The sequence below is a fragment of the Streptomyces mirabilis genome (assembly GCF_018310535.1).
Taxonomy (GTDB): Bacteria; Actinomycetota; Actinomycetes; order Streptomycetales; family Streptomycetaceae; genus Streptomyces.
This window is the reverse complement of the sequence record NZ_CP074102.1, coordinates 1,367,303-1,389,325: the sequence shown is the minus strand read 5'-3', so window position 1 is coordinate 1,389,325 and position 22,023 is coordinate 1,367,303. Positions and strand designations below refer to the sequence as shown.

Sequence of the window (22,023 nt, the reverse complement as noted above, 5' to 3'; positions counted from 1 at the left end):
CCCCGGGTCGTGCACCATCCCAAATCCCGCAGCAACCACCGTGGTTGCTGACGCGGGTGCCCCTGTGAACCTTGGGAGATGGCACCATGACCCAGCAGTCAGTGGAGCCCAGGACCGTCGCCGACGACGCGGGTGCGGGAACCCGCGTCCCGGCCGGGCGGTCCTGGCTCGACCGTTACTTCCACATATCCCAGCGGGGATCCACGATCGCGCGTGAGGTGCGCGGCGGCGTCACCACCTTCATGGCGATGGCGTACATCCTCCTGCTCAACCCCCTGATCCTGTCCGGCAAGGACGCGGCGGGGCACACACTCGGCCAGAACGCGCTGATCACCGCGACGGCGTTCGCGGCGGCCTTCAGTACGCTCCTGATGGGCTTCTTCGGCAAGGTGCCCCTGGCACTCGCCGCCGGACTCTCCGTCTCCGGAGTGCTCTCCTCGCAGGTCGCCCCGCAGATGACCTGGCCGCAGGCCATGGGCATGTGTGTGATCTACGGAGTGGTCATCATGCTCCTGGTCGTCACCGGCCTGCGCGAGATGATCATGAACGCGATCCCGCTGGCGCTGAAGCACGCCATCACCATGGGCATCGGCCTGTTCGTCGCGCTGATCGGCTTCTACAAGGCCGGATTCGTGCACCAGGGGAAGTCCACCCCGGTCACCCTCGGCCCGGCCGGTGAACTCGCCGGCTGGCCGGTCCTGCTCTTCGCCGCCACGCTGCTCGCCATCTTCATGCTCCAGGCGCGCGGCATCCCCGGCGCGATCCTGATCGGCATCGTCGGCGGCACCGTACTCGCCGTGATCCTCAACGCCCTCGGCGTCATCGCCCCCAAGCAGTGGGCGAGCGGCGCCCCCGAACTGCACGGCAGCGCCGTCTCGATGCCGGACTTCTCACTCTTCGGCAAGGTCGAGTTCGGTGGCTGGGGCGACGTCGGAGTGATGACGGTCGGCATGATCGTCTTCACGCTGGTCCTCGCCGGGTTCTTCGACGCGATGGCCACCATCATCGGCGTCGGCACGGAGGCCAAGCTCGCCGACGCGCAGGGCCGGATGCCGGGTCTGTCCAAGGCGCTGTTCATCGACGGCGCGGGCGGAGCGGTCGGCGGGGTCGCGGGCGCGTCGGGCCAGACGGTCTTCGTCGAATCGGCGACCGGGGTCGGCGAGGGCGCCCGTACGGGCCTCTCGTCCGTCGTCACGGGTCTGTTCTTCGCGGCCTGTCTCTTCTTCACCCCGCTGACGGCGATCGTCCCCGGCGAGGTCGCGGCGGCGGCACTGGTGGTCATCGGCGCCATGATGATGATGAACGCCCGCCACGTGGACTGGGCCGACCGCGCCACCGCGATCCCGGTCTTCCTGACCGTCGTCGTGATGCCGTTCACGTACTCCATCACCGCGGGCGTCGCGGCCGGAGTGCTGTCGTACGTCGCCATCAAGATCGCCCAGGGCAAGGCCCGGGAGATCGGGGCGTTCATGTGGGGCCTGACGGCGATCTTCCTCGTCTTCTTCGCCCTGAATCCGATCGAGAGCTGGATGGGCGTGCACTGACACGCTCCTTCCGGTCGACGACCCTCCACGCACCCCCTGTTAAGGAGACCGAGACATGCTGGACATCGCCGAAGAGCTGCACCGGTGGGTCGAGCAGGGACGCGACTTCGCCGTGGCCACCGTGGTGGCCGTCAGCGGCAGCGCGCCCCGCCGGCCCGGCGCCGCACTCGCCGTCGACTCCGACGGCACGGCGATCGGCTCGGTCTCCGGCGGGTGCGTGGAGGGCGCGGTCTACGAACTGTGCCGGCAGGCGCTCCAGGACGGCGAGAGCGTCCTGGAGCGCTTCGGATACAGCGACGAGGACGCCTTCGCCGTCGGTCTGACCTGCGGCGGCATCATCGACATCCTCGTCACGCCGGTCCGGGCGGGCGACCCCGCCCGGCCGGTGTTCGGCTCCGCGCTGGCCGCCGCCGCGAAAGGGGAGGCGGCGGCGGTCGCGCGGATCGTCGGCGGTCCCGCCGAACTGCGGGGCCGGGCGCTGCTCGTCCGCCCCGACGGCTCGTACGAGGGTGGCTTCGGCGCCCATCCCGAGCTGGACCGCACGGTGGTCGGCGAGGCGGGCGCCTTCCTGGACGCGGGCCGCACCGGCACCCTGGAGATCGGAGAGCAGGGCTCTCGTTGCGGAGCGCCGCTCACGGTTCTGGTCGAGTCGTCCGTGCCGCCCCCGCGCATGATCGTGTTCGGGGCGATCGACTTCGCGTCGGCGCTGGTCCGTATGGGCAAGTTCCTGGGGTACCGCGTCACGGTGTGCGACGCCCGCCCGGTCTTCGCGACCACCACCCGCTTCCCCGACGCCGACGAGATCGTCGTCGAGTGGCCCCACAAGTACCTGGAGCGCACGGAGACGGACGCGCGGACCGTCCTGTGCGTCCTCACCCACGACGCCAAGTTCGACGTACCGCTGCTGCGGCTCGCGCTGCGGCTTCCGGTCGCGTACGTCGGCGCGATGGGCTCCCGCCGCACACACCTGGACCGCAACGACCGTCTGCGCGAAGTAGGCGTCACCGAACTGGAGTTGGCGCGCCTCAGATCCCCCATCGGCCTCGACCTGGGCGCCCGCACCCCCGAGGAGACGGCCCTGTCCATCGCCTCGGAGATCGTGGCCAACCGGCGCGGGGGGAGCGGGGTGTCGCTCACCGGGGCACACACGCCGATCCACCACGACGCGACGTCGGTTCCGGCACGGCGGATCGGGTCGGTGGCCTGAGCCGGGTCGGGGGAGCGTCGGGGGAGCGCGGGGGGTGACGCGGCCGCCGGTCGGCTACTGGGGGGCCGGGCCCGGCAGTTCCTGGTCCCCGGAGGTGAGCGCGTCCAGGTCTCGGGCGAACTCCTCGGTGTCCAGGAGCGGAAGGTCCAGGACGTCGGTGGGCAGGCCTGTCGGGCCCTCCGGGCCGAGCAGTGGCTGCTCGGTCCAGATGCACTTTCCGGTCGCCGTGTAGCGGGTGCCCCAGCGCCGGGAGAGCGCGGTGACGAGTTGCAGTCCGCGTCCGCCTTCGTCGGTCTCCGACGCCCGGCGGATGCGCGGCACGGTCAGACTTCCGTCGAAGACCTCGCAGACAAGCTCGGGGCCGTGCAGGAGGCGCAGCCGCACGGGTCCCTTCGCGTGGCGCACGACGTTGCCGACCAGCTCGCTGGCGAGGAGTTCGGTCGTCGGCGTCAGGTCGTCCAGGCCCCAGGTGTGAAGCTGCTCGCGGATGTGGCGGCGGGCCTGCCCGGCCGCTCGCGGGTCCTCGGGGAGCAGCCAGGAAGCCATGTCGTCGTCGGTCAGCGCGTGGAGGCGGGCAATGAGGAGGGCCGCGTCGTCGGCGGTGGAGTGCTCGGCGGGGAGGAGTCCTGCGGTGACGGTGTCGCAGAGGCGCTCCAGATCGGCTGCCATGTCCCCGGGCCCCTCGTGCGCGGCCCGCAGCAGCCGGGCGAGTTCGGCCATGCCGTCGTCGATCTCGCGGGTGGCCGACTCGACCAGGCCGTCGGTGTAGAGGACGAGCAGGCTCCCGTCCGGCACTGTCATCTCGAAGGTCTCGAAGGGCGGCTCCGCCGCGCCGAGCGGCGGATCGGGGGCGAGTTCGGGGATGTACACACTGCCGTCGGGGTGGACCACGGCGGGCGGGGGGTGCCCGGCGCGGGCGACGGAGCAGATCTGGGTGGTGGAGTCGTAGAGCGCGTACAGGCAGGTGGCGTAGGACTCCTCGGCCATGCCGCCGACGATGTCGTTGAGGTGGCTCATGATCTCGTCGGGGGGAAGTTCGAGGTCGGCCAGGGTGTGCACCGCGGTGCGCAGCCGCCCCATGGTGGCCGCCTCGGGCAGACCGTGGCCCATCACGTCACCGACGACCAGGGCGACCCGACCGCCGGAGAGAGGAATGATGTCGTACCAGTCGCCGCCGACGTCCATGCCCTGTCCGGCGGGGAGATAGCGGGCGGCAGCGGTGCACGCGGGCAGTTCGGGCAGGCGGCTGGGGAGCAGGCTGCGCTGGAGTTCCTGGGAACGGGTGTGTTCGGCGTCGTAGAGCCGGGCCCGCTCCAGGGCCTGCGCGACCAGCGCGCTGGTCGTGGTCAGCAGGGTGCGCTCCTCGTCGCTGAGACGGCGCGGCCGGTCGAAGGAGACCACGCACACCCCGAACGTGTGCCCGGACACGGTCAGCGGCATGAACGCCCAGGCCTGCTTGCCCGCCTGGGGCGGCCGGGCGGCGAGTTCGGGGTAGCGGGCCGCGTACTCCGCGCGTGAGGAGAGGAACAGCGGCGTGCCGGAGCTGATCGGGTCCCAGACCGGGTCGCGGACCACCCGCGCACGGCCGTTGATCGTGTCGAGGAAGGCGGGCGGGTAGCCGACTGCCCCGACGTTGTACGCCCGGTCGCCCTCGATGGCCTGCACCACGAGGCCGGTGGCGCCGAACGGCGGCAGCACGCGCTGCGCGACGGCGTCCACCACGTCCCGGGAGGTCGTCGCCTTGGCGAGGGACGCGGTCAGCTCGGCGATCCGGGCGGCGCGCTCGGCGGCGGCCCGCTCGGCGGCGGCCCGCTCGTCCTCGTGCCGCCGAATCTCGGTGACGTCGGTGAAGTAGAGGGTGAGGCCGTCGGGTCCCGGGACCAGCCGCAGGTGGAGGCGGCGCCCGGTGTCCGGAGTGTCCATGTCGAAGCCGGCGGGCTGCTGCGCGGCGGCGGCCTCCCGGCAGCGCTTCTCCAGATCGGGGACCTGCCGGACGGAGGGAAGCTCCCACAGGACACGGCCGAACAGCTCCTCCTCGGAGGAGCCCAGCATGCGCTCGGCCGCCAGATTCAGGAAGGTGATCCGCCAGCGGTCGTCCACGGCGAGGAAGCCGTCACTCATGTGGCGAAGAGCCCGGCTGAGCGCGTCGCGGGCGGAGCGGGACTCGTTGCTCTCCCAGCCCACGCCGATCATCCGTACGGGTTCGCCCTGAGCGTTGTAGGTCGCCCGGGCGCGGGCCTGGGTCCATCCGTAGGTGCCGTCCAGGCGACGCACCCGGTACTCGGCCTCGAACACCGTACGGTTCCGGAGCGCTTTCTCGGCCGCCCCCAGGGTCGGCGCCAGGTCGTCGGGGTGGACGATCCTCATCCAGTTCTCGATCCTGCCGGTGAACTCGGCCGGCCTGGTGCCGTAGAGCTCAAGGGCGGCCTCGTCCCAGACCAGCTCGCCGGTCTCGACGTTCCAGTCCCACGAGCCGACTCGGACCTCCTGCAGAGCCTGCCGCAGCCGGTCACCGCTCAGTTCCTCCCGGGGCGGCCGAGCGGGCGGCGGTGCCTGCTGCATGCGCTCCTCGGTCCAGGCGATCACGGCCTGCAGGAAACCCCACTGCTCGACGGTCGGCTCCCCCTGCCCGCCCGTCACCACGGTGAGCGCGCCGATACCGCGGTCGCCGCTGAACACCGGCACGGCCGCCAGCCCGGTCCCGGGCCATGAGACCGCACCGGATCCGGCGGAGCCGGGCTGTTCGCCGGATCCCGGCGGAATCCACACGCCCCGGCCCTGGTACAGGGCCCGGGCCGGGGCCAGCGGGCCTTCCTGGTCGATGATCTCCCAGGGCCGGGTGAGGACCGCGGGAAGACCGCTCGCCGACACCAGACGCAGCGCGGACATGGGGCCCCGCAGATGGATCATTCCCCCCAGGGCACCCAGCTCCCCCATCGCGTGCTGGAGCGCCAGCCGGAAAATCTCACTCTCCGTGACACCGGGGTCCACCGCGCTGAGCAGAGCCAGCCGTGTATTCATGATGTAAAGCCTACAATTACCCCGTTTCCTGCATGGGTGCGCGACCCGCCCGCGGGCACGGAGCGTCAGGATTCCGGCCGCAGCAGCCCTTTCACCGCTCGCCCGAACATCCACCGTCCCGCCCAGCCCAGCGGCCGGTCGAAGAACCGCGGCAGCGACCGTACGGTCAGATCCTCCCGCCAGAGCACTCGCGACCCCCCGCCCGCCGCCGGGCGGACCTCGATCTCGGCCCACCCCGTGACGAACGTGCCGCGCTTGACCAGTCGGCACCTCCCCGTGCCCCCGTCCCGGGGCGGTCGCCAGGTGACGACCTCCATGGGGTCGTCGAAGGCCATCGGGCCCACCCCCGACCGGGCGACGAACACCGTGCCCGCGCCGGTCGGCGGCGGGGTGCGCACGGTGACCCGGGTCAGCGGGACGACGGCGGCATGCCGGGGCCAGTCGGTGAGGCGACGCCAGCTCTCTTCGACGGGAGAGGGGGACACGCGTTCCAGCTGGAAGAGGACCACGGACCGATCGTAGGCGGCCCGACCGGCCGCGCCACGGGATCCACTCGACGGCCCCGACCCACCCACGACCCCGCGGGTCAGCGCGGCGCGGCCGCGTCCGCTTTCCGGCGGTGCCGCCATACGTCGTAGAGCTGCCCGAAGTACGGACCGTCCTCGTCGGTGTCGGCGAGAGCGGCCAGGATCTCGTCCCCGCGCGGATCGTCGCGCAGGGCCAACTGCACGGCCGCGGTGACCCGTACGTCCTCCGTCTCGTCGGTGAGGCATGCCGCGAGCGCGTCCGAGACCTCGGAATCCGCGGGCGCGGAGACCAGTGCGGCGCAGGCCCCCCGGCGGACCTCGGCCGCCGCGTCCCGGGTACACGCGAGGACCGTGGCCAGGGCGTCACGGTGCCCGGCGTCGACTCCGTACCGCAGACCGAAGACCGCCCATCCCCGGACCCCGCTGTCGGCATGCCGGGCGAGGTCGTGCAGAGGTGGCTCGGCGCGGGGATCCATGGCGCCGGACAGTCCCGCGGTCAGGGGCCTCAGCACGCGCGCATCCGGTTCACGCGCGGCCCACGGCAGGAAGAGATCGACCAGTGGGGCGTCGAACGGTGCCTCGTCGCTGTAGTCGAACAGGTTGAACAGCCGGAGCACTTCCGCACCGAAGTACCGCTCCAGCGGGTCCTGCCGGTCCCGCAGGGCGGCGGACATGTCCCACGTGGCGCGATCGCGGCGCTCCTGGAGGACATTCGTCGTCACCCACCAGATCTCGTGGTCGACGTCCGGCTCGGCCAGCGCCCTCGACAGCAGCTCGGTGAACGAGGTCCTGATCCCGTACCGGGGCTCCAGCGCCGTCAGGATCGTGCTGTGCCCGGTACGGACCGTCAGACCTCCCAGCGTCAGCTCCTCGACGCTCACCCCGTGCTCGTCACGAACCGTCTCGCGCCGCACCGTTCCCGCCGAACCACTCCTGCGGCGCAACTCGGCCACGGCGCCCGTCTCGTGCCAGGACCGGGCCAGTGCCAGGGCGTCGCGTCCCTCACGGTCCTTGTGCCACAGTTGCGCCCCATGGTTGATGAGCGCGTTCACGATGTCGCAGGCGCCACGGTCGACCGCCCGCAGCAGCGGGGTCTGGCCGTCCACGACCCGGTCCAGCCGGGCGTCGCGCATGAGGACCTCGACAGTGGCCAGGTCGAAGCCGTCCACCGCCAGGCAGAGCGCGGGCGTGCCCCGGTCGTCGACGGTGTCGGGGTCGCCGCCGGCGTCCAGGAGCGCCGTCACCGCCTTCACGTCCCCACTCCGCACAGCCGCCGTCAGTGACTCCCCGCCCATACGCCCCCCTTCCCTCGTCAAAGCCCCGCCCCCACGGCGCGAGGCCGAGAGCACACGATGCTAACCGCGCCGCCCGCCCGACCGCCCGTCGATTTCGGCCCGGCCGCGGGCAACTCCCCCTCGCGCCGAGGCTGTTGACACACGGTCCGCCAGGCATCAGGCTATCCGGGGAGCGCTCCCCGTTTCCCCTGTGCCCCCCATGATCCACCGGTCGCCCGAGGTGCCGGGGGCCTCGACGGCCGACCGGTCCAAAGAGCAGGAGTCCACGTGCCGGACCAGCCCCACGTCATCGACCCCGCGGGCGCCGACCTCCACGGCGAGGCGGATCTGCTGCGCGACCGCGGCGCCGCGGCCCTCATCGAACTGCCGGGCGGGATACGGGCCTGGGCGCCCACCCAGTACGAGATCCTCAAACGGCTCCTGGCCGACGACCGGGTCTCCAAGGACCCCAACCAGCACTGGCCGGCTTGGATCAGCGGCGAGTACCGCGAGAGCTGGATCACCCTCTGGGTCGGCGTGACCAACATGTTCACCGCGTACGGCGCCGACCACCGCAGGCTGCGCAAACTCGTCTCGCCCGCGTTCACCAAACGCCGTACGGACGCGCTCAAACCCCGTATCGAGGAACTCGCCGCCACGCTGCTCGACCGGATGGCCGAGGCCCCCGACGGGCGGGTCGACCTCCGGTCCGCCTACGCGCACCCGCTCCCGATGCAGGTGATCTGCGAGCTGTTCGGCCTGCCCGAGGACCGGCGCGCCGACACCGCGCGCCTCATCGAGGCCAACATGGACACCACCATCACCCCCGAACAGGCCATGGCCACCTACCGGGAGATCCACGAACTGCTCGCCGGACTGGTCGCCGCCAAGCGCGAGCAGCCGGGCGACGACCTGACGACCGCCCTGATCGCGGCACGCGACGAGGAGGGTTCGCAGCTCTCCGAGAGCGAACTGATCGACACCCTCCTCCTCGTCATCGGCGCGGGTCACGAGACCACGGTCAATCTGATCGGCAACGCGGTCCACGCCCTGCTGACCCACCCCGAGCAGCGGCTGCGCGTACGCAGCGGCGAGATCCCCTGGAGCGAGGTGATCGAGGAGACCCTCCGCTGGGCCCCCTCCATCGCCAACCTCCCGCTGCGGTACGCCGTCGAGGACATCAAGCTCCCCGACGGCACGCTGATCGCGCGGGGCGACGCGATCCTGGCGACGTACGCGGCGGCCGGCCGCGACCCCCTGCGGCACGGCGAGAGCGCGGGCCGCTTCGACCTCGGCCGCGCCGACAAGGAGCACCTCGCCTTCGGCCACGGTGTCCACCACTGCATCGGCGCCCCGCTGGCCCGTCTGGAGGCGTCCCTCGCGCTCCCCGCGCTCTTCGCCCGCTTCCCGGACCTGGGCCTCGACGACACACGGGGTCCGGCCCGCCTCGCCGAGTCCTTCATCGGCCACGGCTACCGGGTGCTGCCGGTGCGGCTGAGCTGACACGCGGCCGTCAGGGGCGGTAGACGGTACCGGGCTTCGCCTTCCCCGGCGCCAGCAGCTGCGGCACGGTCACGAACACGTACCCCCGCTCCTTGAGCGCGTCGATGATCCCGGGCACCGCGGGCACGGTGCCCGGGTAGAGGTCGTGCAGCAGGATGATCCCGTCCCGGCTCGACTGCTTCAGCACGCGCTCCTGTATGACCTTGGGGTCGTACGTCTTGTAGTCCTTGGCCGTCACGCTCCACAGGACCTCCGAGAGCCCGAGCTCGCGGCAGATCTTGTGCACGGTGTCGTCGGTCCGCCCCTGTGGCGGGCGCATGAGCGTCGGCCGCTTTCCGGTGAGCTTCTCTATCGCGTCGTCGGGCTTCTCCAACTCCTCGCGTATCTCCGCAGGCTTGATCTCCGTCAGGATCTTGTGGTCCCAGGTGTGACTGGCGACCTCGTGTCCCTCGGCGGCCATCCGCTTGACGAGCTCCGGGTACTTCTCGATGTGCCGCTTGCCCAGCAGGAAGAAGGTCGCCGGGACCTGCTTCTCCCTGAGCACGTCGAGGAGCTTGGCCGAGTTCTCGCTCGGCCCGGCGTCGAAGGTCAGCGCGATGCACTTGGCCTGGCGGCAGTCCACGGTCCCGAACCTCGCCGGGGCGCCGGCGGCGGCCTGCGTGCGGGCGGCGGCCGGCGCGGTGGTGTGGAGGGTCGTGCACCCCGTCAGCGGCAGGGCAAGCGAGACGGCCGCCAGAAAGGCGGCCGTCGAACGCAACCCGGTCCCCGGTCTTTTCGTCTTCATGGTCAGCGAAGGCATGTCGAGACTATATACGTGGTGTATACACCGCGTGTATAGGGGTCTCTCTGGCGCGGGGATCCGGAAAAACCCCTGCTCAGACGTCCAGCAGCGCCCGCGCCCGCACCGGCAACCCGCTCTCGAACGACCGGTTCGCGGCCAGGCCCGTCACCAGCGACCGTGCCCCGTCCACCGCGTCCGCCGCCCGCCCGAGCGGATCGGCCCCGTCCGTCCGCTCCCCGAACAGATCGGCCAGCATGCGGACATCCCCGCCGCCGTGGCCTCCCTCGCCCGTCGGCACCTTCATCTCCTGCGGCGGCTCCCAGAAGCGGCGCAGCAGCAGCTCCGTGCGCCCGGCCTCGTCACCGACCGCCGCGCCGTGCATCACCGGGCCCGAGGCCTCGGTCCGTGCCGGGGGCCGTGACCACGTGGACTCCTCCACGAGGAGTTCGAGCCGTCCCTCGCTGCCGTTGAAGCAGACCCGGTAGCCCTCCCAGGGCGCGTAGGCGGTCAGGTGGTAGGTGAGGGTGGCGCCGGACGCGTACCGGACCAGGACCGCCATGTCGTCCTCGATGCTCACCCCGGGCCCGAACACGTTCTGGTCGCGGTGGTAGCCGTCCTCGTGCTCGGCGTCGAGGTACAGCGCGCGCAATGCCGGTGAGTCCGCCAGGTGTACGGCGAAGGGGTCGTACCGCGCCGCCGGGGAGCCGTGTGCCCGGGTGTACGGGCGGGCGAGTCCACGGCGCCCGCCCGCCGTGTCGCCGTAGAAGAAGAGGCCGCCCTGCGCGTAGACGGTCTCGGGGCGGGTGCCCAGCCACCAGTTGACCAGGTCGAAGTGGTGGGTCGACTTGTGGACCATCAGGCCGCCGGAGTTCGCCTTCTCGCGGTGCCAGCGGCGGAAGTAGTCGGCGCCGTGCCGCAGGTCGAGCAGCCACTCGAAGTGCACCGAGCCGACCTCGCCGATCCCGCCGGAGGCGAGGATCTCCCGTACGGCCGAATGCACCGGGTTGTAGCGGTAGTTGAAGGCGACGCGGACCTCGCGGCCGGTGCGCAGCCGGGCGTCCAGGATGCGGCGGGCGCGGTCGGCGTCGGTGGTCATCGGCTTCTCGGTCACCACGTCGCAGCCCGCCTCCAGGGCGCGCACGATGTACGCGTCGTGGGTGCGGTCCACGGTGCACACCACGACCAGGTCGACGCGCTCGCGGCGCAGCATCAGGTCGAAGTCCTCGGCCGCGTACGCCGGTACGGGCGCCCGGCCGGGGTGGGCCGCCGCGATCCACTCGTTGTGCACCGCCATGCGGTGGGTGTTCACGTCGCAGAAGCCGACGAGGTCGACACGGTCGGCGTGCGGACCGGTCAGCGCGTCGGTGTAGAGCTGCGCGCGGGCGCCGAGGCCCACCACGGCCGCGCGTCGGCGTGGGGAGGCGGGGGTCATACGGTCTCCGTCCGTGCTGGGGATCCGTGCTGCCGATCCGTGTACGGGTCTTGTAGTGACATCCGCACATTACCTAGGGTCGCTCCAGGTGCAAGCGCTTTCTGAATGGGAGGGGTGACTCACTGATGCCCGGGAACAGGACAATGAAGTCCCGTACCGCAGCTGTCGTTCTCGCGTTCTGCGCGACGTTGGCAGCGGGCTGCTCGGACTCGGGAGGATCGAGCGGCACGGGCGGGAAGGTCGTGCTCCGCTACACCTGGTGGGGCAACCCCGACCGGGCGGCCAGAACCGAACAGGCCGTCTCGCTCTTCGAGAAGAAGCACCCCGGGATCCAGGTCCAGACCTCGTTCGCGGGATACGACGCCTACAAGCAGAAGCTGGCCACCCAGGCGGCCGGCGGCGACGCCCCCGACGTGATGCAGCTCGACTACCGCATGATCGACCAGTACGCGTCCGGCGGTGTGCTCCTCGACCTCGGCAGGCGGGCGGCGCTGCGCACGGACGACATCGACGCGGGGCTGCTGGCCACCGGAGTCGTGGACGGAAAGCAGTACGCCGTCCCACAGGGCCGCGGCACCGAGACCGTGGTCTACGACGCGAAGCAGTGGAAGGCGGCCGGGGTCACCCCGCCCGCCAAGGGCTGGACCTGGGACGAGTGGGCCGACGCCATGCGCGCGCTCGCGAAGAAGTCCGGCAAGCCCGGCGCCACCGACCCGGGGCAGAGCGAGGACGCCTTCGAGGTGTGGCTGCGCGGCCAGGGCAAGGCCCTCTACACCAAGGACCGGGGGCTCGGCTTCACCGCCGACGACCTGGCCCGCTGGTGGACCTTCACCGACGGACTGCGGCGCGAGGGCGCGGTCTCGCCCGCCGAACAGACCACCCAGCTCGACGGCTCGGTCGAGAACACCCCGCTCGGCCGCGGCAAGGCCGTCTCCGACTTCAACTGGGACGCCCCCTCCAGCGGATATCTCGCGCTCGTCCCCGAAGGCCTGACCCTCGCGCCCATGCCCTCGGGCGCGGACGGAACCCCGGGCCAGTACTTCAAGCCGTCCATGTTCATGGGCGCCGCCGCCGACACCGGGCACCCCGACCAGGCCGCCCAGCTCATCGACTTCATGCTCAACGACCCGGAGGCCGCAGCCGTCCTCGGCGCCACCCGCGGCATCCCGGTCAACGAGTCGATCCGGAGGGACCTCACCCCGGACCTCAAGGACTTCGACAAGACCGTCGCGGACTTCCAGAGCTCACTGGAAGGCAGCCTCAATGCCCCACCACAGGCCCCGCCCTCCGGCGACAACGCGCTCCAGACCACCTTCCAGCGCGACTACGACCAGGTCTCCTTCGAGCGGATGTCGCCCCGTGAGGCGGCCAGGAACTACGTCACCGAGGCGAAGGCGGAGCTGCGGTCATGACCACCACCACCGACCTCCCCGCCGGCCGGGCGCGCACCCGAACCGCCACCTCCAAGCAGCCGAAACGCCAACGTGAGGGCGCCGCCTGGGTGTTCCTCTCACCCTGGGTCCTGGGCGCCGCCGTCCTCACCCTCCTCCCCATGGCCGTCTCGCTCTACCTCTCCTTCACCGACTACGACCTGTTCAGCGCCCCGCACTGGGTGGGCCTGCGCAACTACACACAGATGTTCACCGAGGACCCGCGCTACTGGCGCTCGGTCGGCACGACACTGACGTACGTCGTCATCGCCGTACCACTGCAACTGGGGCTCGCCCTCGTCGTCGCGCTCGCCCTGAAGAACATGAAGCGCGGCAAGGGCTTCTACCGCTCCGCCTTCTACGCGCCCTCCCTGCTCGGCGCCTCCATGTCCGTCGCCCTGGTGTGGCGGGCGATCTTCAACGACGGCGGCACGGTCGACCACCTCCTGGGCACTGGCGGCTGGGTCAACCGGCCCGGCTGGGCACTGCTCGCCGTCGCGCTGCTCACCGTGTGGCAGTTCGGCGCCCCGATGGTGATCTTCCTGGCCGGACTCCAGCAGATCCCGGGCGAGCTGTACGAGGCCGCGCAGGTCGACGGCGCCTCCCGATGGCGCCAGTTCCTCTCCATCACCGTGCCGATGCTCTCCCCGGTGATCTTCTTCAACCTGGTGCTCCAGACCATCCAGGCCTTCCAGGTCTTCACCCCCGCCTTCGCCGTCAGCGCCGGCAAGGGCGGCCCGGCCGACTCGACGCTCTTCTACACCCTCTACCTCTACGACCGCGGCTTCGTCGCCTCCCACATGGGCTACGCCTCCGCGATGGCCTGGGTGCTGCTCCTGGTCATCGGCGCCGTCACCGCCGTCCTGTTCCGCACCTCGCGCTCCTGGGTCTTCTACGCGTCCGAGGGGGACCGATGACCACGCAGACAAGTACACCGACGCGTACGACGGTGAGCGCGTCGACCGCCGACGCCCGCAAGCCGATCGCCTGGCGGCGGGTCGCCCTGCACGCCGGCTGCCTGGCCGCGCTGCTCGTCATGCTCTACCCGCTGGCCTGGCTGCTCGCGACCTCGCTCAAGCCCGCGAACGAGGTCATCGCCAGCCTGAACCTGCTGCCCAGCCACCTGGAGTGGTCCAACTACACCACCGCCCTCGACGGCGTGAACAACGTCTCCGTGTGGCGGCTGCTCGGCAACTCCCTGCTCATCGCGGGCGGCGCGGTCGTCGGCAACGTGCTGTCCTGCTCGCTGGCCGCCTACGCCTTCGCCCGGCTGCGGTTCCGCTTCCGCGGCCCGCTGTTCGCGTTCATGATCGCCACGATCATGCTGCCGCACCACGCCGTGCTGATCCCCCAGTACATCATCTTCAACAAGCTCGGCATGGTGAACACCTACTGGCCGCTGATCCTGCCGAAGTTCCTAGCCACCGAGGCGTTCTTCGTCTTCCTCATCGTGCAGTTCATGCGGGGGCTGCCGCGCGAACTGGAGGAGGCGGCGCGGATCGACGGCTGCGGGCCCTTCCGGAGCTTCTTCCTGGTCATCCTCCCGCTCACCCGCCCCGCCCTGATCACCACCGCGATCTTCACCTTCATCTGGACCTGGAACGACTTCTTCACCCAGCTCATCTACCTCTTCTCGCCCGAGAAGTTCACGCTGACGCTGGCCCTCAGGTCGTTCGTGGACGCCTCCAGCCAGTCGGCCTTCGGCCCGATGTTCGCGATGTCCGTGATCGCGCTGCTGCCGATCGTGCTGTTCTTCCTCGCCTTCCAGCGGTTCCTGGTGGAGGGCATGGCGAACTCGGGGATCAAGGGATGAGCGCCGACCGCACGGCCCGGGAGCCGGGCGAGATCTTCGGCCCGCGCATGACGCTGTTCGCGGACGTGCTGCTGGTGGGGCTCGTCACGGCGGTCGCCTGTCTGCCGCTGGTGACCGTCCCCGCCGCGCTGTCGACCTCGTGCGCGGTGCTGCGCGGCACCGGCGTGGGCGAACCCGCCACCGCGCGGCGGTACGCGGCCCTGCTGCGCGAGCGGTCGTGGGCGGCGGACCTGGCTGCCGGGCTGGTCTGGATCGTGGGTGTGCTGCTGCTCGTGGCGGACCTCGGGCTCGCGGGTGCGGGGCTCCCGGGCGCGCCGCTCTTCGCGGTCGTGGCCGCCGCGATCGGAGCGTACGCCGCCGTGGTCGCCCTGCGAGCCTGCGCGCGCCCCGAGTCCCGCACCGACTGGCGGGCCGCCGTGCGGGGCGCGGCGGGCGCCTGTGTCCGGGACGCGGGCGGCAGCGCGCTGGTGCTGCTCGCGCTGGTGGCGGCCGTACTGTGCGCGTGGATGCTGGTACCGCTGGCGTTCCTGGTGCCGGGCCCCCTGGCGATGGCGCTCACCGCGATCGACGTACGGGGCCACGCAAACGCAGAAGACCCCTCCGCGACAGACACCTCCCTCGACCACAGCGACGTGGAAGAACAGCGCGAACCCTCTCAGGAGCCCCAGTGACAGCCCGCAAGACCTTCCTCGCCGCCCTCGCCGACACCGGTGTCCCCCTCGACACCGCGTTCGTCGAGCTGCTCACCGCGACCGCCGAGACCAGTGCCAAGGCCGTCCTCGACGGGTACGCCGCCGATCTCGTCGAACTCCGAGACGGCGGCGAGGCCCGCGCGGCCACCCGTTCGCTGCGCACCCTCGTCTCGGTGTACGTGCACGAGGGCTCGGCGTACCACCATTCCGCCGCGCTCCTCGGCCCCGCCGCCGAACTCGCCGACGCACTCGCCGAGGAGCAGTACGACAACGGGCTGTGGGAGCACGGGGCCGACGGCAATCCGGCGGACACCGCCTTCTCGGTCGTCGACCTCAACCTGATCCACCACCTGCTCGACGAGGACGCCCACGAGCCGACCACCGGACTGCGGGCGACGATCGAGCGGATCCTGCGCCTGGCGGGCCCCTCCCTCGCCACCGGCGGCGTCCACACCGCCAACCACCGCTGGCTGGTCTGCGCGGCCCTCGCCCGCATCCACGCCCGCTGGCCCGACCCCGCCTACCCCGCGCGCATCGAGACCTGGCTCGCCGAGGGCATCGACCAGCTGCCCGGCGGCGAGTACAGCGAGCGCAGCCCCAACTACTCGGCCGCGGTGACCAATCCGGCGCTGCTCGTCCTGGCCCGCCACTACGGACGTACGGACCTCTACACGAACGTGCGCGACAACCTGGCCGCCAACCTGTACGTCATCGAGCCCAACGGCGAGGTGGAGACGGTCCATTCGCGCCGCCAGGACCAGACGAGGATCCGGCATCTGCCCGAGTTCTGGCTCCAGTACCGGGAGATGGCGCTGCGCGACGGAGACGGAAGGTTCGCGGCGGTGGCCGCGCTGCTCCAGGAGCGCGGCACCGACCAGACCTTCGGCGAGACCCCGATCGGCGAACGCCTCGCCCAGGTCCTGGACCGGCCGGAGCTGGCCGCCCCCCTGCCCGAAGCGACCTCCCTGCCCGACGACTTCGAGCACCACGACGACAGCTGCCGCCTCGTCCGGGTCCGCCGCGGCACGCACACGGCGAGCGTCTTCGGCGGAACCGACTTCCCGGAACTGCGCGCCATCTCGTCCGGCCTGTCCACCAACCCGACGTTCTTCAAGATGCGCAAGGGCGCGGCGATCCTCGACTCCCTCCGGCTGGCCCCGCGGTTCTTCGCGCTCGGCCACTTCCGGGCGGAGGGGCTGGAGCGCACGGACGACGGCTGGCGGCTGCACGCCGAGGTCCGCGGCGCCTTCCACCACCCGCTGCCCCCCGAGCACCGCCGCCCCGACGGCGCCTACCCCCTCACCGACGACAGCCGCTTCTGGTCCGCGATGGACTTCCCGCACCGCCCGAAGGAGTACCGCACACTGCGCACCGAAGTCCTGGTTCGTGAGGTCGGCGGCGGAGCGTGGGACATCTCCTTCGACCTCTCCGGCGAGGGCTGCGCGAGCCCGCTCGCCCTCGAACTCTGCTTCCGCCGCGGCGGCACCCTGACGGGGGACGGCCTCGAACCCGTCCCCGGCTCTCCTGACACCTTCCAACTCGTCTCCGGCGAGGCCACCTACACCGTCGGCACCGACCACATCACCTTCGGCCCCGGCAACGGCAAGGGCGGTCGCAGGCCGGCGGTGGTCGACGCGGGCGAACGCTACGCCTGGCTGAACGGCTCCCTGACTCCGAACGGGGTACGGGTACTGATCACGGGGCGCTCACCGCTGACGTACCGGTTGACGCTGAGGTGAAGTTCGAGAAGGACCGTGGCCCCGCGATCGGGGAGCGACGGATGCCGAGTGGACTGATCGCGCTGGCACTCGGCGGGTTCGGCATCGGTCTGACCGAGTTCCTGATCGCCGGACTGCTGCCGCAGGTGGCGTCGAGTTTCGCGGTGTCCGAGGCGGCCGCAGGCCAGCTGATCTCCGGGTACGCGCTGAGTGTCGCCGTCGGCGCGATCGCGCTGACCGCGGCGACGGCGCGGCTGCCCCGCAAGGGGATCCTGATCGGCCTGGTGGCGCTGTTCGTCATCGGCAACCTGCTGTCCGCTCTCGCGCCGAGCTATCCGGTGATGCTGCTCGGGCGGATCGTCGCGGCGTTGTGCCACGGGTCGTTCTTCGGTATCGGCTCGCTGGTCGCCCGCAGTCTGGTCGCGCCGGAGAAGAAGTCCCGCGCGGTGGCGGTCATGTTCGCCGGGCTGACGGTCGCGAACGTGCTGGGCGTGCCGTTCGGCGCGCTCGTCGGCGAGCGCTGGGGCTGGCGAGCGGCCTTCTGGGCGGTCACCGCAATCGGCCTGCTCGCGCTGGCCGGAATCGTCGCCCTCGTCCCGGCCGGTGCGGGAGAGACATGGCCTCCGACGGTGACGGGCCGCCCGGACCTGACACCGGCCGGCGGCCTGCGGGCCCAGTTCCGTGCGCTGCGGTCCTGGCAGGTCTGGCTGACCCTGACGGCCACCGCGCTCGGCTACGGCGGGATGTTCGGTGCGTTCACCTACATCGCCTACACGTTCACCGAGGTCGGCGGCTTCTCCTCCGGGGATGTCGCCTGGCTGCTGATGGTGTACGGCGTCGGCCTGGTCGTCGGGAACCTGGTCGGCGGGCGCGCGGCCGACCATGACCGTGACCGCGCCCTGGTCGTCGCTCTGCTCGGACTCGCCATCACCCTGGCCGTTTTCGGTCTGCTGGCCGGCAGCGGCATCGCGTCGGTGATACTGGTGTTTCTGATGGGGCTCTTCGGGTTCGCCAGTGTGCCGGGCCTGATCACTCGCGTCACCGACTTCGCCCATGGGGCGGCGCTCGCCGCCAGCGCCAATGTGTCCGCGTCCAACATCGGCAACGCGCTCGGCGCCTGGCTCGGGGGACTGGCCATCACCGCGGGCCTCGGCTACACGGCGCCGCTCTACGTCGGCGCCGGCATCGTCCTGATCTCCGTCGTCGTGATGGCCGTCGCCGCTCACCAAGCCGCGAGCGGACCTCGTTAGCGGTCACGACGGGGGCTCGGCGGCCAGGAGTTGGGTGGCGGCCAGTTCGCGGTAGAGGTCGTCGTCGTCGACCAGGGAGTGGTGGGTGCCCACGGCGCGGACGTCGCCGTGTTCCAGGACCACGATCTGGTCGGCGTCGGTGACCGTGGACAGACGGTGGGCGATCAGAAGGACCGTGCAGCGGCCCGCCGTGCGGGCGACGAGTTCGCCGAGGGCCTGTTCGTTGCGGGCGTCGAGCTGGGCCGTCGCCTCGTCGAGGAGAAGTACCTGGGGGCGGCGCAGCAGGGCGCGGGCGATGGCGAGGCGCTGGCGTTCGCCGCCGGACAGGGTGACGCCGCGTGGGCCCACGGGCGTGTCCAGGCCCTGGGGAAGGCGGGCGAGGAGGCCGTCGAGGCGGGTGACGGCCAGGGCCTCGGCCAGCTGCTCCCGGGTGGCCGAGGGCGCCGCGTACAGGAGGTTCTCGCGGAGGGTGCCCGCCATCACGGGGGAGTCCTGCTCGACGTACGCGATCCGGCGCCGGACCTCGGCGCGCGGCAGGGCCGCGATGTCCTGGTCGCCGATCCTGATGGTGCCCGCGGTCGGCTCGTAGAAGCGCTGGAGGAGGGAGAAGAGGGTGGTCTTGCCCGCGCCCGACAGACCGACCAGCGCGGTCCGGGTGCCGCCGGGGACGGTGAAGCTCACGCCGCGCAGGGCCGGGGCGCGGCCGGGGTAGGTGAACTCGACGCCGGTCAGTTCGACGGCCGGTGGTGCGGCGTGGGCGGGGGTGTACGCGGGCCCGGTCGCGTCGATGTCGTCCTCGACCGGCAGCGCGCCCGCCTCCTGGATCCTGCCCACCGCGCCCAGCCCCTGCTGGAGTTGGGCCGCGCCGCCGACCAGCTGTGACACCGGGCTCGCCAGGAAGAAGACGTACAGGAGGAAGGCGATCAGTTCGGAGACCGACATCGAGTGATGGGCGACGAAGGTGCCGCCCACGCCGAGCACCACCAGGAACGCGGTCTGGATGGCGGCACCGCCGACCATGGTGACGAGGGCGCTGTAGCGGGCGCCGACCAGTCCGGCGGCGTACGCCTCGTCGACCGCGTCCTCGGCGGTGCGCGTCTCGCGGCCCTCGGCGCCGTTGGCCTTGACCGTACGGGCCGCGCCGAGGGTGCGGTCGAGTACGGCGCCGACCGCTCCGACGGACGCCTGGGAGCGGGCCACGGCCGCCTTGATCCGAGGCAGGATGACGGTGATCACGACACCGACCATCGTCAGCACCAGCAGCGTGACACCGAGCAGACGCGCGTCGAGCGTCGCCATCATGAACAGCGCCCCGGCGAAGGTCAGGACGCCGTTGACCGTCATGATCAGGCCCTCGGTGGCGGCGCTCTTGAGCAGTGTGCTGTCGGAGGTGACGCGGGCGATCAGGTCGCCGGGGGCCCGCCGGTCCAGCTCGGCGACCCGCAGCCGGATCAGGCGGTGCACCAGACCGCGCCGCACCTCCCGCACCACCCGCTCCGAAGTCCGTTGCTGGAGCCAGGCGTTGAGACCGGTGAGCAGGGCGCCCGCGACCAGGAACGCGGCGAGCAGCGCGACCGGCGCGACCACGCTGCCGCCGCCGTCGAGCCGGTCCAGGATCGCCTGCGCGAACTTCGGCTGCACCAGTCCCGACACGCTGGCCAGCAGAGTGAGCACGAGGGAGAGCAGCAGCACGCGCCAGTGGGGTCGTGCGTAGCCGACGAGGGCGCCCAGGGAGCCGGTCGGGGAGACTTCCGGGCCGTGGCCGTGGGGAGGGTCGGGACGGTGGGCGTCGGGCGCCGGCCGGTGCTCGGTCGTGCCGTTGTCGTTCATGCGCCGCCTCGTGCCCGCGGCACGGCCGACTCGGCAGGCAGTGTTTCGAGGCGGGCGGCGGCGGAGGCGCTGCCGCCCGCGGCGCGGAAGGACTCCCCGACGGCCTCGGCCGCCTTCCGGTGGCCCCCGGCCGGGTCGAGGACCGTCTCGACCGCCGCACGGATCCTGGCCGCGTCGGCGCGACCGAACCGCAGCCGTACCCCGGCGCCCGCGTCCACGACCTGCCCGGCGACGATCGGCTGGTCGTCCCGGATCGGCGCCACGACGAGCGGGACACCGTGCCACAGCGCCTCGCACACGGTGTTGTGCCCGGCATGGCAGACGACCGCGTCGAGCCGTGGGAGAAGGGCGAGTTGGGGGACGTGGGGACGCAGGAGGACATTGTCGGGGACCGGGCCCTCGACGAGCCCGCCGGGGTCGACGAGCACCGCCCGCAGCTGGCCCGCCAGTCCGCCCAGCCCCTCCGCGGCCGCGTTCAGGAATCGGGCCCCGGCGTCGTTGTTGGCCGTGCCGAGGCTGACCAGGACGGTGGGCAGAGGCGAGGCGTCCAGCCAGTCCCAGGGGAAGTCGTCGCCGCTCGTGGGGCGGGCGGCGACGGACGGGCCCACCAGCCAGACCCGGTCGGGCAGTTCGGCCGGGCCGAGCAGCGCGCGGGTGGTGTACGCCAGGACGCCGTGCGGGGAGAAACGAGGGTCCGCCGAGCCGGCCCCGCCGCAGATCCGGTTCCGCAGCTGGGCCAGCAGTCCGTCCAGCCACGCCGCGACCTTCGGCATACCGGCCAGCGGGTCGACGAGTTCGGCGGAGGTGGTGGCCGAGGTCACCCAGACGCGCCCGAGGGACTCGGCGACCAGCGCACCCGCCACCGCCTGCTGGTCGCAGACGACGACATCGGGGTCGTACGCCTCGATCGCCGCCCGTACCCCGGGCGCCATCGCGTCCGCCAGCGGGACGAGGAAGCTCTCCCAGAGGAACCGGAACGCGGCCGGCCCCTTCAGATCGGCGGGCCGGGACAGTCCGTCCTCGGGGAGGGCGCAGGGGAAGACGACGGCGTCGGATCCGACGAGACCGCGGACGAGCTCCGGGTGGCCCGCCCACGCGATCTCGTGCCCGCGCCCGGCGAGTGCCGCCGCGGTGCCCACGGCCGGGTTGACGTGCCCGACCAGCGGCGGCACCACGAACAGGAACCGGCCCATCTAGCGGGCCTCCCGCAGTGCGTGCGCCCCCTGGCCGAGCAGCAGCCAGTCGCGCACGAGGGCGTACGTCTGTTGGGTGGCCTCCACCAGCACCGAGTGGCCGAGATCGGGCAGGACGACCGTACGGCAGTGGGGGAGCGAGGCCTCCAGCATCCCGGTCTGCGCCGACAGCTTGGACGCGCCGCCGAAGATGGCGAAGACCGGGCAGCGGATCGCGGACAGGTCCTCGTCGAGGAGAGTGCTGAGCGGGATCTCCTGGGCGAGCGCGGTCTCGTCGAGGACCCGGCCCGCCGCCCGGAACGGCCGGGCGTTGCGCTCGCCCGGGTTCTCCCGCAGCCACTCGGTGACCTCCTGGACCACCAGTCCGCCCTGCTCGCCGACCAGGCCCTCGTACATGTTCTTCGCCCAAGCCCGGGCCGGCGGTTCCGCCTCGATGGCGATCACGCTCGCGACCCGCTCGGGGCGGGCGGCGGCCATGGCGTACGCGACGGCGCCGCCGAAGGAGTTGCCGACGAGGTGCACCGGGCGGTCGATCGCCAGCGCGTCCAGCAGTCCGTCGAGGTCGTCGACGAAGTCCTCCATCCGGTAGCCGGTCGGCGGCCGGGAGGTCTTGCCGTGCCCGCGCAGGTCGTACATGACGACGTCCAGGCCCTCCTCGGCGAGCCGCGGCGCGAGGCTGAAGTAGTAGCTGGCCAGGCTGTCGATGAGCAGGCCGTGGATGAGGACCACGACGGGGCGTGGGGAGCCGCTCTCGTGGCCCAGCCGCTGGACGTGTACGTCGATCCCGTTCACCCGCATCGTCGCCATC

At 71.8% G+C, this 22,023-nt stretch carries 17 protein-coding genes; 9 read left to right on the top strand and 8 right to left on the bottom strand.

Annotated elements, in window-relative coordinates; genetic code table 11:
- Window positions 1–86 precede the first annotated feature (86 nt).
- Window positions 87–1,544 carry an NCS2 family permease gene (locus SMIR_RS06275; RefSeq protein ID WP_168496966.1) on the top strand — a complete coding sequence of 486 codons (1,458 nt, stop codon included), beginning with the start codon at window positions 87–89 and terminating at the stop codon, window positions 1,542–1,544.
- Between the two features lie 55 nt (window positions 1,545–1,599).
- Window positions 1,600–2,751 (top strand): XdhC family protein, encoded by a 1,152-nt coding sequence (locus tag SMIR_RS06270; RefSeq protein ID WP_168496968.1) that lies wholly within the window; start codon window positions 1,600–1,602, stop codon window positions 2,749–2,751.
- A gap of 54 nt (window positions 2,752–2,805) precedes the next feature.
- On the opposite strand, the gene SMIR_RS06265 is transcribed toward SMIR_RS06270, so the two are convergent.
- From SMIR_RS06265 to SMIR_RS06255, 3 genes are all read right to left on the bottom strand, one after another.
- Window positions 2,806–5,772 carry a SpoIIE family protein phosphatase gene (locus SMIR_RS06265; RefSeq protein ID WP_212726724.1) on the bottom strand — a complete coding sequence of 989 codons (2,967 nt, stop codon included), beginning with the start codon at window positions 5,770–5,772 and terminating at the stop codon, window positions 2,806–2,808.
- A 65-nt stretch (window positions 5,773–5,837) separates the two neighbouring features.
- Entirely contained in the window at window positions 5,838–6,281 is a 444-nt protein-coding gene (locus SMIR_RS06260; RefSeq protein WP_168496972.1) for an SRPBCC family protein, read from the bottom strand.
- A gap of 77 nt (window positions 6,282–6,358) precedes the next feature.
- A complete protein-coding gene (locus SMIR_RS06255) occupies window positions 6,359–7,594 on the bottom strand; it encodes an ankyrin and HEAT repeat domain-containing protein (RefSeq protein WP_283959550.1) in 1,236 nt (411 codons plus the stop codon).
- A gap of 267 nt (window positions 7,595–7,861) precedes the next feature.
- On the opposite strand from SMIR_RS06255, the gene SMIR_RS06250 reads away from it, so the two are divergent.
- Entirely contained in the window at window positions 7,862–9,076 is a 1,215-nt protein-coding gene (locus tag SMIR_RS06250) for a cytochrome P450 family protein (protein ID WP_212726722.1), read from the top strand.
- A 10-nt stretch (window positions 9,077–9,086) separates the two neighbouring features.
- Here SMIR_RS06250 and SMIR_RS06245 read toward each other — a convergent pair whose 3' ends face one another.
- Together SMIR_RS06245 and SMIR_RS06240 are read right to left on the bottom strand one after the other, a co-directional pair.
- Window positions 9,087–9,875 carry a polysaccharide deacetylase family protein gene (locus tag SMIR_RS06245; RefSeq protein WP_212726721.1) on the bottom strand — a complete coding sequence of 263 codons (789 nt, stop codon included), beginning with the start codon at window positions 9,873–9,875 and terminating at the stop codon, window positions 9,087–9,089.
- A gap of 76 nt (window positions 9,876–9,951) precedes the next feature.
- A complete protein-coding gene (locus tag SMIR_RS06240) occupies window positions 9,952–11,289 on the bottom strand; it encodes a Gfo/Idh/MocA family protein (protein ID WP_212726720.1) in 1,338 nt (445 codons plus the stop codon).
- Between the two features lie 125 nt (window positions 11,290–11,414).
- Between SMIR_RS06240 and SMIR_RS06235 the strand changes: the two genes are divergently transcribed.
- From SMIR_RS06235 to SMIR_RS06210, 6 genes are read left to right on the top strand one after another with little or no spacing between them, the layout of a single operon-like run.
- Entirely contained in the window at window positions 11,415–12,701 is a 1,287-nt protein-coding gene (locus SMIR_RS06235) for an ABC transporter substrate-binding protein (RefSeq protein WP_212726719.1), read from the top strand.
- Entirely contained in the window at window positions 12,698–13,636 is a 939-nt protein-coding gene (locus SMIR_RS06230) for a carbohydrate ABC transporter permease (protein ID WP_168496982.1), read from the top strand. Before SMIR_RS06235 ends, SMIR_RS06230 begins: the two co-directional genes overlap by 4 nt.
- The gene (locus SMIR_RS06225) at window positions 13,633–14,532 is read left to right on the top strand and encodes a carbohydrate ABC transporter permease (protein ID WP_168496984.1); all 900 of its coding nucleotides are present in this window, start codon (window positions 13,633–13,635) and stop codon (window positions 14,530–14,532) included. The genes SMIR_RS06230 and SMIR_RS06225 overlap by 4 nt, the downstream gene beginning before the upstream one ends.
- On the top strand, window positions 14,529–15,203 hold the full coding sequence (locus tag SMIR_RS06220) for a hypothetical protein (RefSeq protein ID WP_249938387.1): 675 nt from the start codon (window positions 14,529–14,531) through the stop codon (window positions 15,201–15,203). Before SMIR_RS06225 ends, SMIR_RS06220 begins: the two co-directional genes overlap by 4 nt.
- On the top strand, window positions 15,200–16,963 hold the full coding sequence (locus tag SMIR_RS44260) for a netrin-like domain-containing protein (protein WP_168496986.1): 1,764 nt from the start codon (window positions 15,200–15,202) through the stop codon (window positions 16,961–16,963). Before SMIR_RS06220 ends, SMIR_RS44260 begins: the two co-directional genes overlap by 4 nt.
- Window positions 16,964–17,004: 41 nt before the next feature.
- On the top strand, window positions 17,005–18,192 hold the full coding sequence (locus SMIR_RS06210; protein ID WP_212726718.1) for an MFS transporter: 1,188 nt from the start codon (window positions 17,005–17,007) through the stop codon (window positions 18,190–18,192).
- A gap of 3 nt (window positions 18,193–18,195) precedes the next feature.
- Here SMIR_RS06210 and SMIR_RS06205 read toward each other — a convergent pair whose 3' ends face one another.
- Genes SMIR_RS06205 through SMIR_RS06195 form a run of 3 tightly spaced genes read right to left on the bottom strand, consistent with a single transcriptional unit; the run spans window position 18,196 to window position 22,022 of the window.
- Window positions 18,196–20,022, bottom strand: a complete 1,827-nt coding sequence (locus SMIR_RS06205; RefSeq protein WP_249938386.1) for an ABC transporter ATP-binding protein — start codon at window positions 20,020–20,022, stop codon at window positions 18,196–18,198.
- Window positions 20,019–21,215, bottom strand: a complete 1,197-nt coding sequence (locus tag SMIR_RS06200) for a glycosyltransferase (RefSeq protein WP_212726717.1) — start codon at window positions 21,213–21,215, stop codon at window positions 20,019–20,021. The genes SMIR_RS06205 and SMIR_RS06200 overlap by 4 nt, the downstream gene beginning before the upstream one ends.
- On the bottom strand, window positions 21,216–22,022 hold the full coding sequence (locus SMIR_RS06195; RefSeq protein WP_212726716.1) for an alpha/beta fold hydrolase: 807 nt from the start codon (window positions 22,020–22,022) through the stop codon (window positions 21,216–21,218). It lies immediately after the preceding gene.
- Window position 22,023 lies beyond the last annotated feature (1 nt).

Coding starts and splice junctions, on each gene's coding strand:
- SMIR_RS06275 (WP_168496966.1), top strand. CDS start 87: ATGACCCAGCAGTCAGTGGAGCCCAGGACCGTCGCCGACGACGCGGGT.
- SMIR_RS06270 (WP_168496968.1), top strand. CDS start 1,600: ATGCTGGACATCGCCGAAGAGCTGCACCGGTGGGTCGAGCAGGGACGC.
- SMIR_RS06265 (WP_212726724.1), bottom strand. CDS start 5,772: ATGAATACACGGCTGGCTCTGCTCAGCGCGGTGGACCCCGGTGTCACG.
- SMIR_RS06255 (WP_283959550.1), bottom strand. CDS start 7,594: ATGGGCGGGGAGTCACTGACGGCGGCTGTGCGGAGTGGGGACGTGAAG.
- SMIR_RS06245 (WP_212726721.1), bottom strand. CDS start 9,875: ATGCCTTCGCTGACCATGAAGACGAAAAGACCGGGGACCGGGTTGCGT.
- SMIR_RS06240 (WP_212726720.1), bottom strand. CDS start 11,289: ATGACCCCCGCCTCCCCACGCCGACGCGCGGCCGTGGTGGGCCTCGGC.
- SMIR_RS06235 (WP_212726719.1), top strand. CDS start 11,415: ATGCCCGGGAACAGGACAATGAAGTCCCGTACCGCAGCTGTCGTTCTC.
- SMIR_RS06230 (WP_168496982.1), top strand. CDS start 12,698: ATGACCACCACCACCGACCTCCCCGCCGGCCGGGCGCGCACCCGAACC.
- SMIR_RS06225 (WP_168496984.1), top strand. CDS start 13,633: ATGACCACGCAGACAAGTACACCGACGCGTACGACGGTGAGCGCGTCG.
- SMIR_RS06220 (WP_249938387.1), top strand. CDS start 14,529: ATGAGCGCCGACCGCACGGCCCGGGAGCCGGGCGAGATCTTCGGCCCG.
- SMIR_RS06210 (WP_212726718.1), top strand. CDS start 17,005: ATGCCGAGTGGACTGATCGCGCTGGCACTCGGCGGGTTCGGCATCGGT.
- SMIR_RS06205 (WP_249938386.1), bottom strand. CDS start 20,022: ATGAACGACAACGGCACGACCGAGCACCGGCCGGCGCCCGACGCCCAC.
- SMIR_RS06200 (WP_212726717.1), bottom strand. CDS start 21,215: ATGGGCCGGTTCCTGTTCGTGGTGCCGCCGCTGGTCGGGCACGTCAAC.
- SMIR_RS06195 (WP_212726716.1), bottom strand. CDS start 22,022: ATGGCGACGATGCGGGTGAACGGGATCGACGTACACGTCCAGCGGCTG.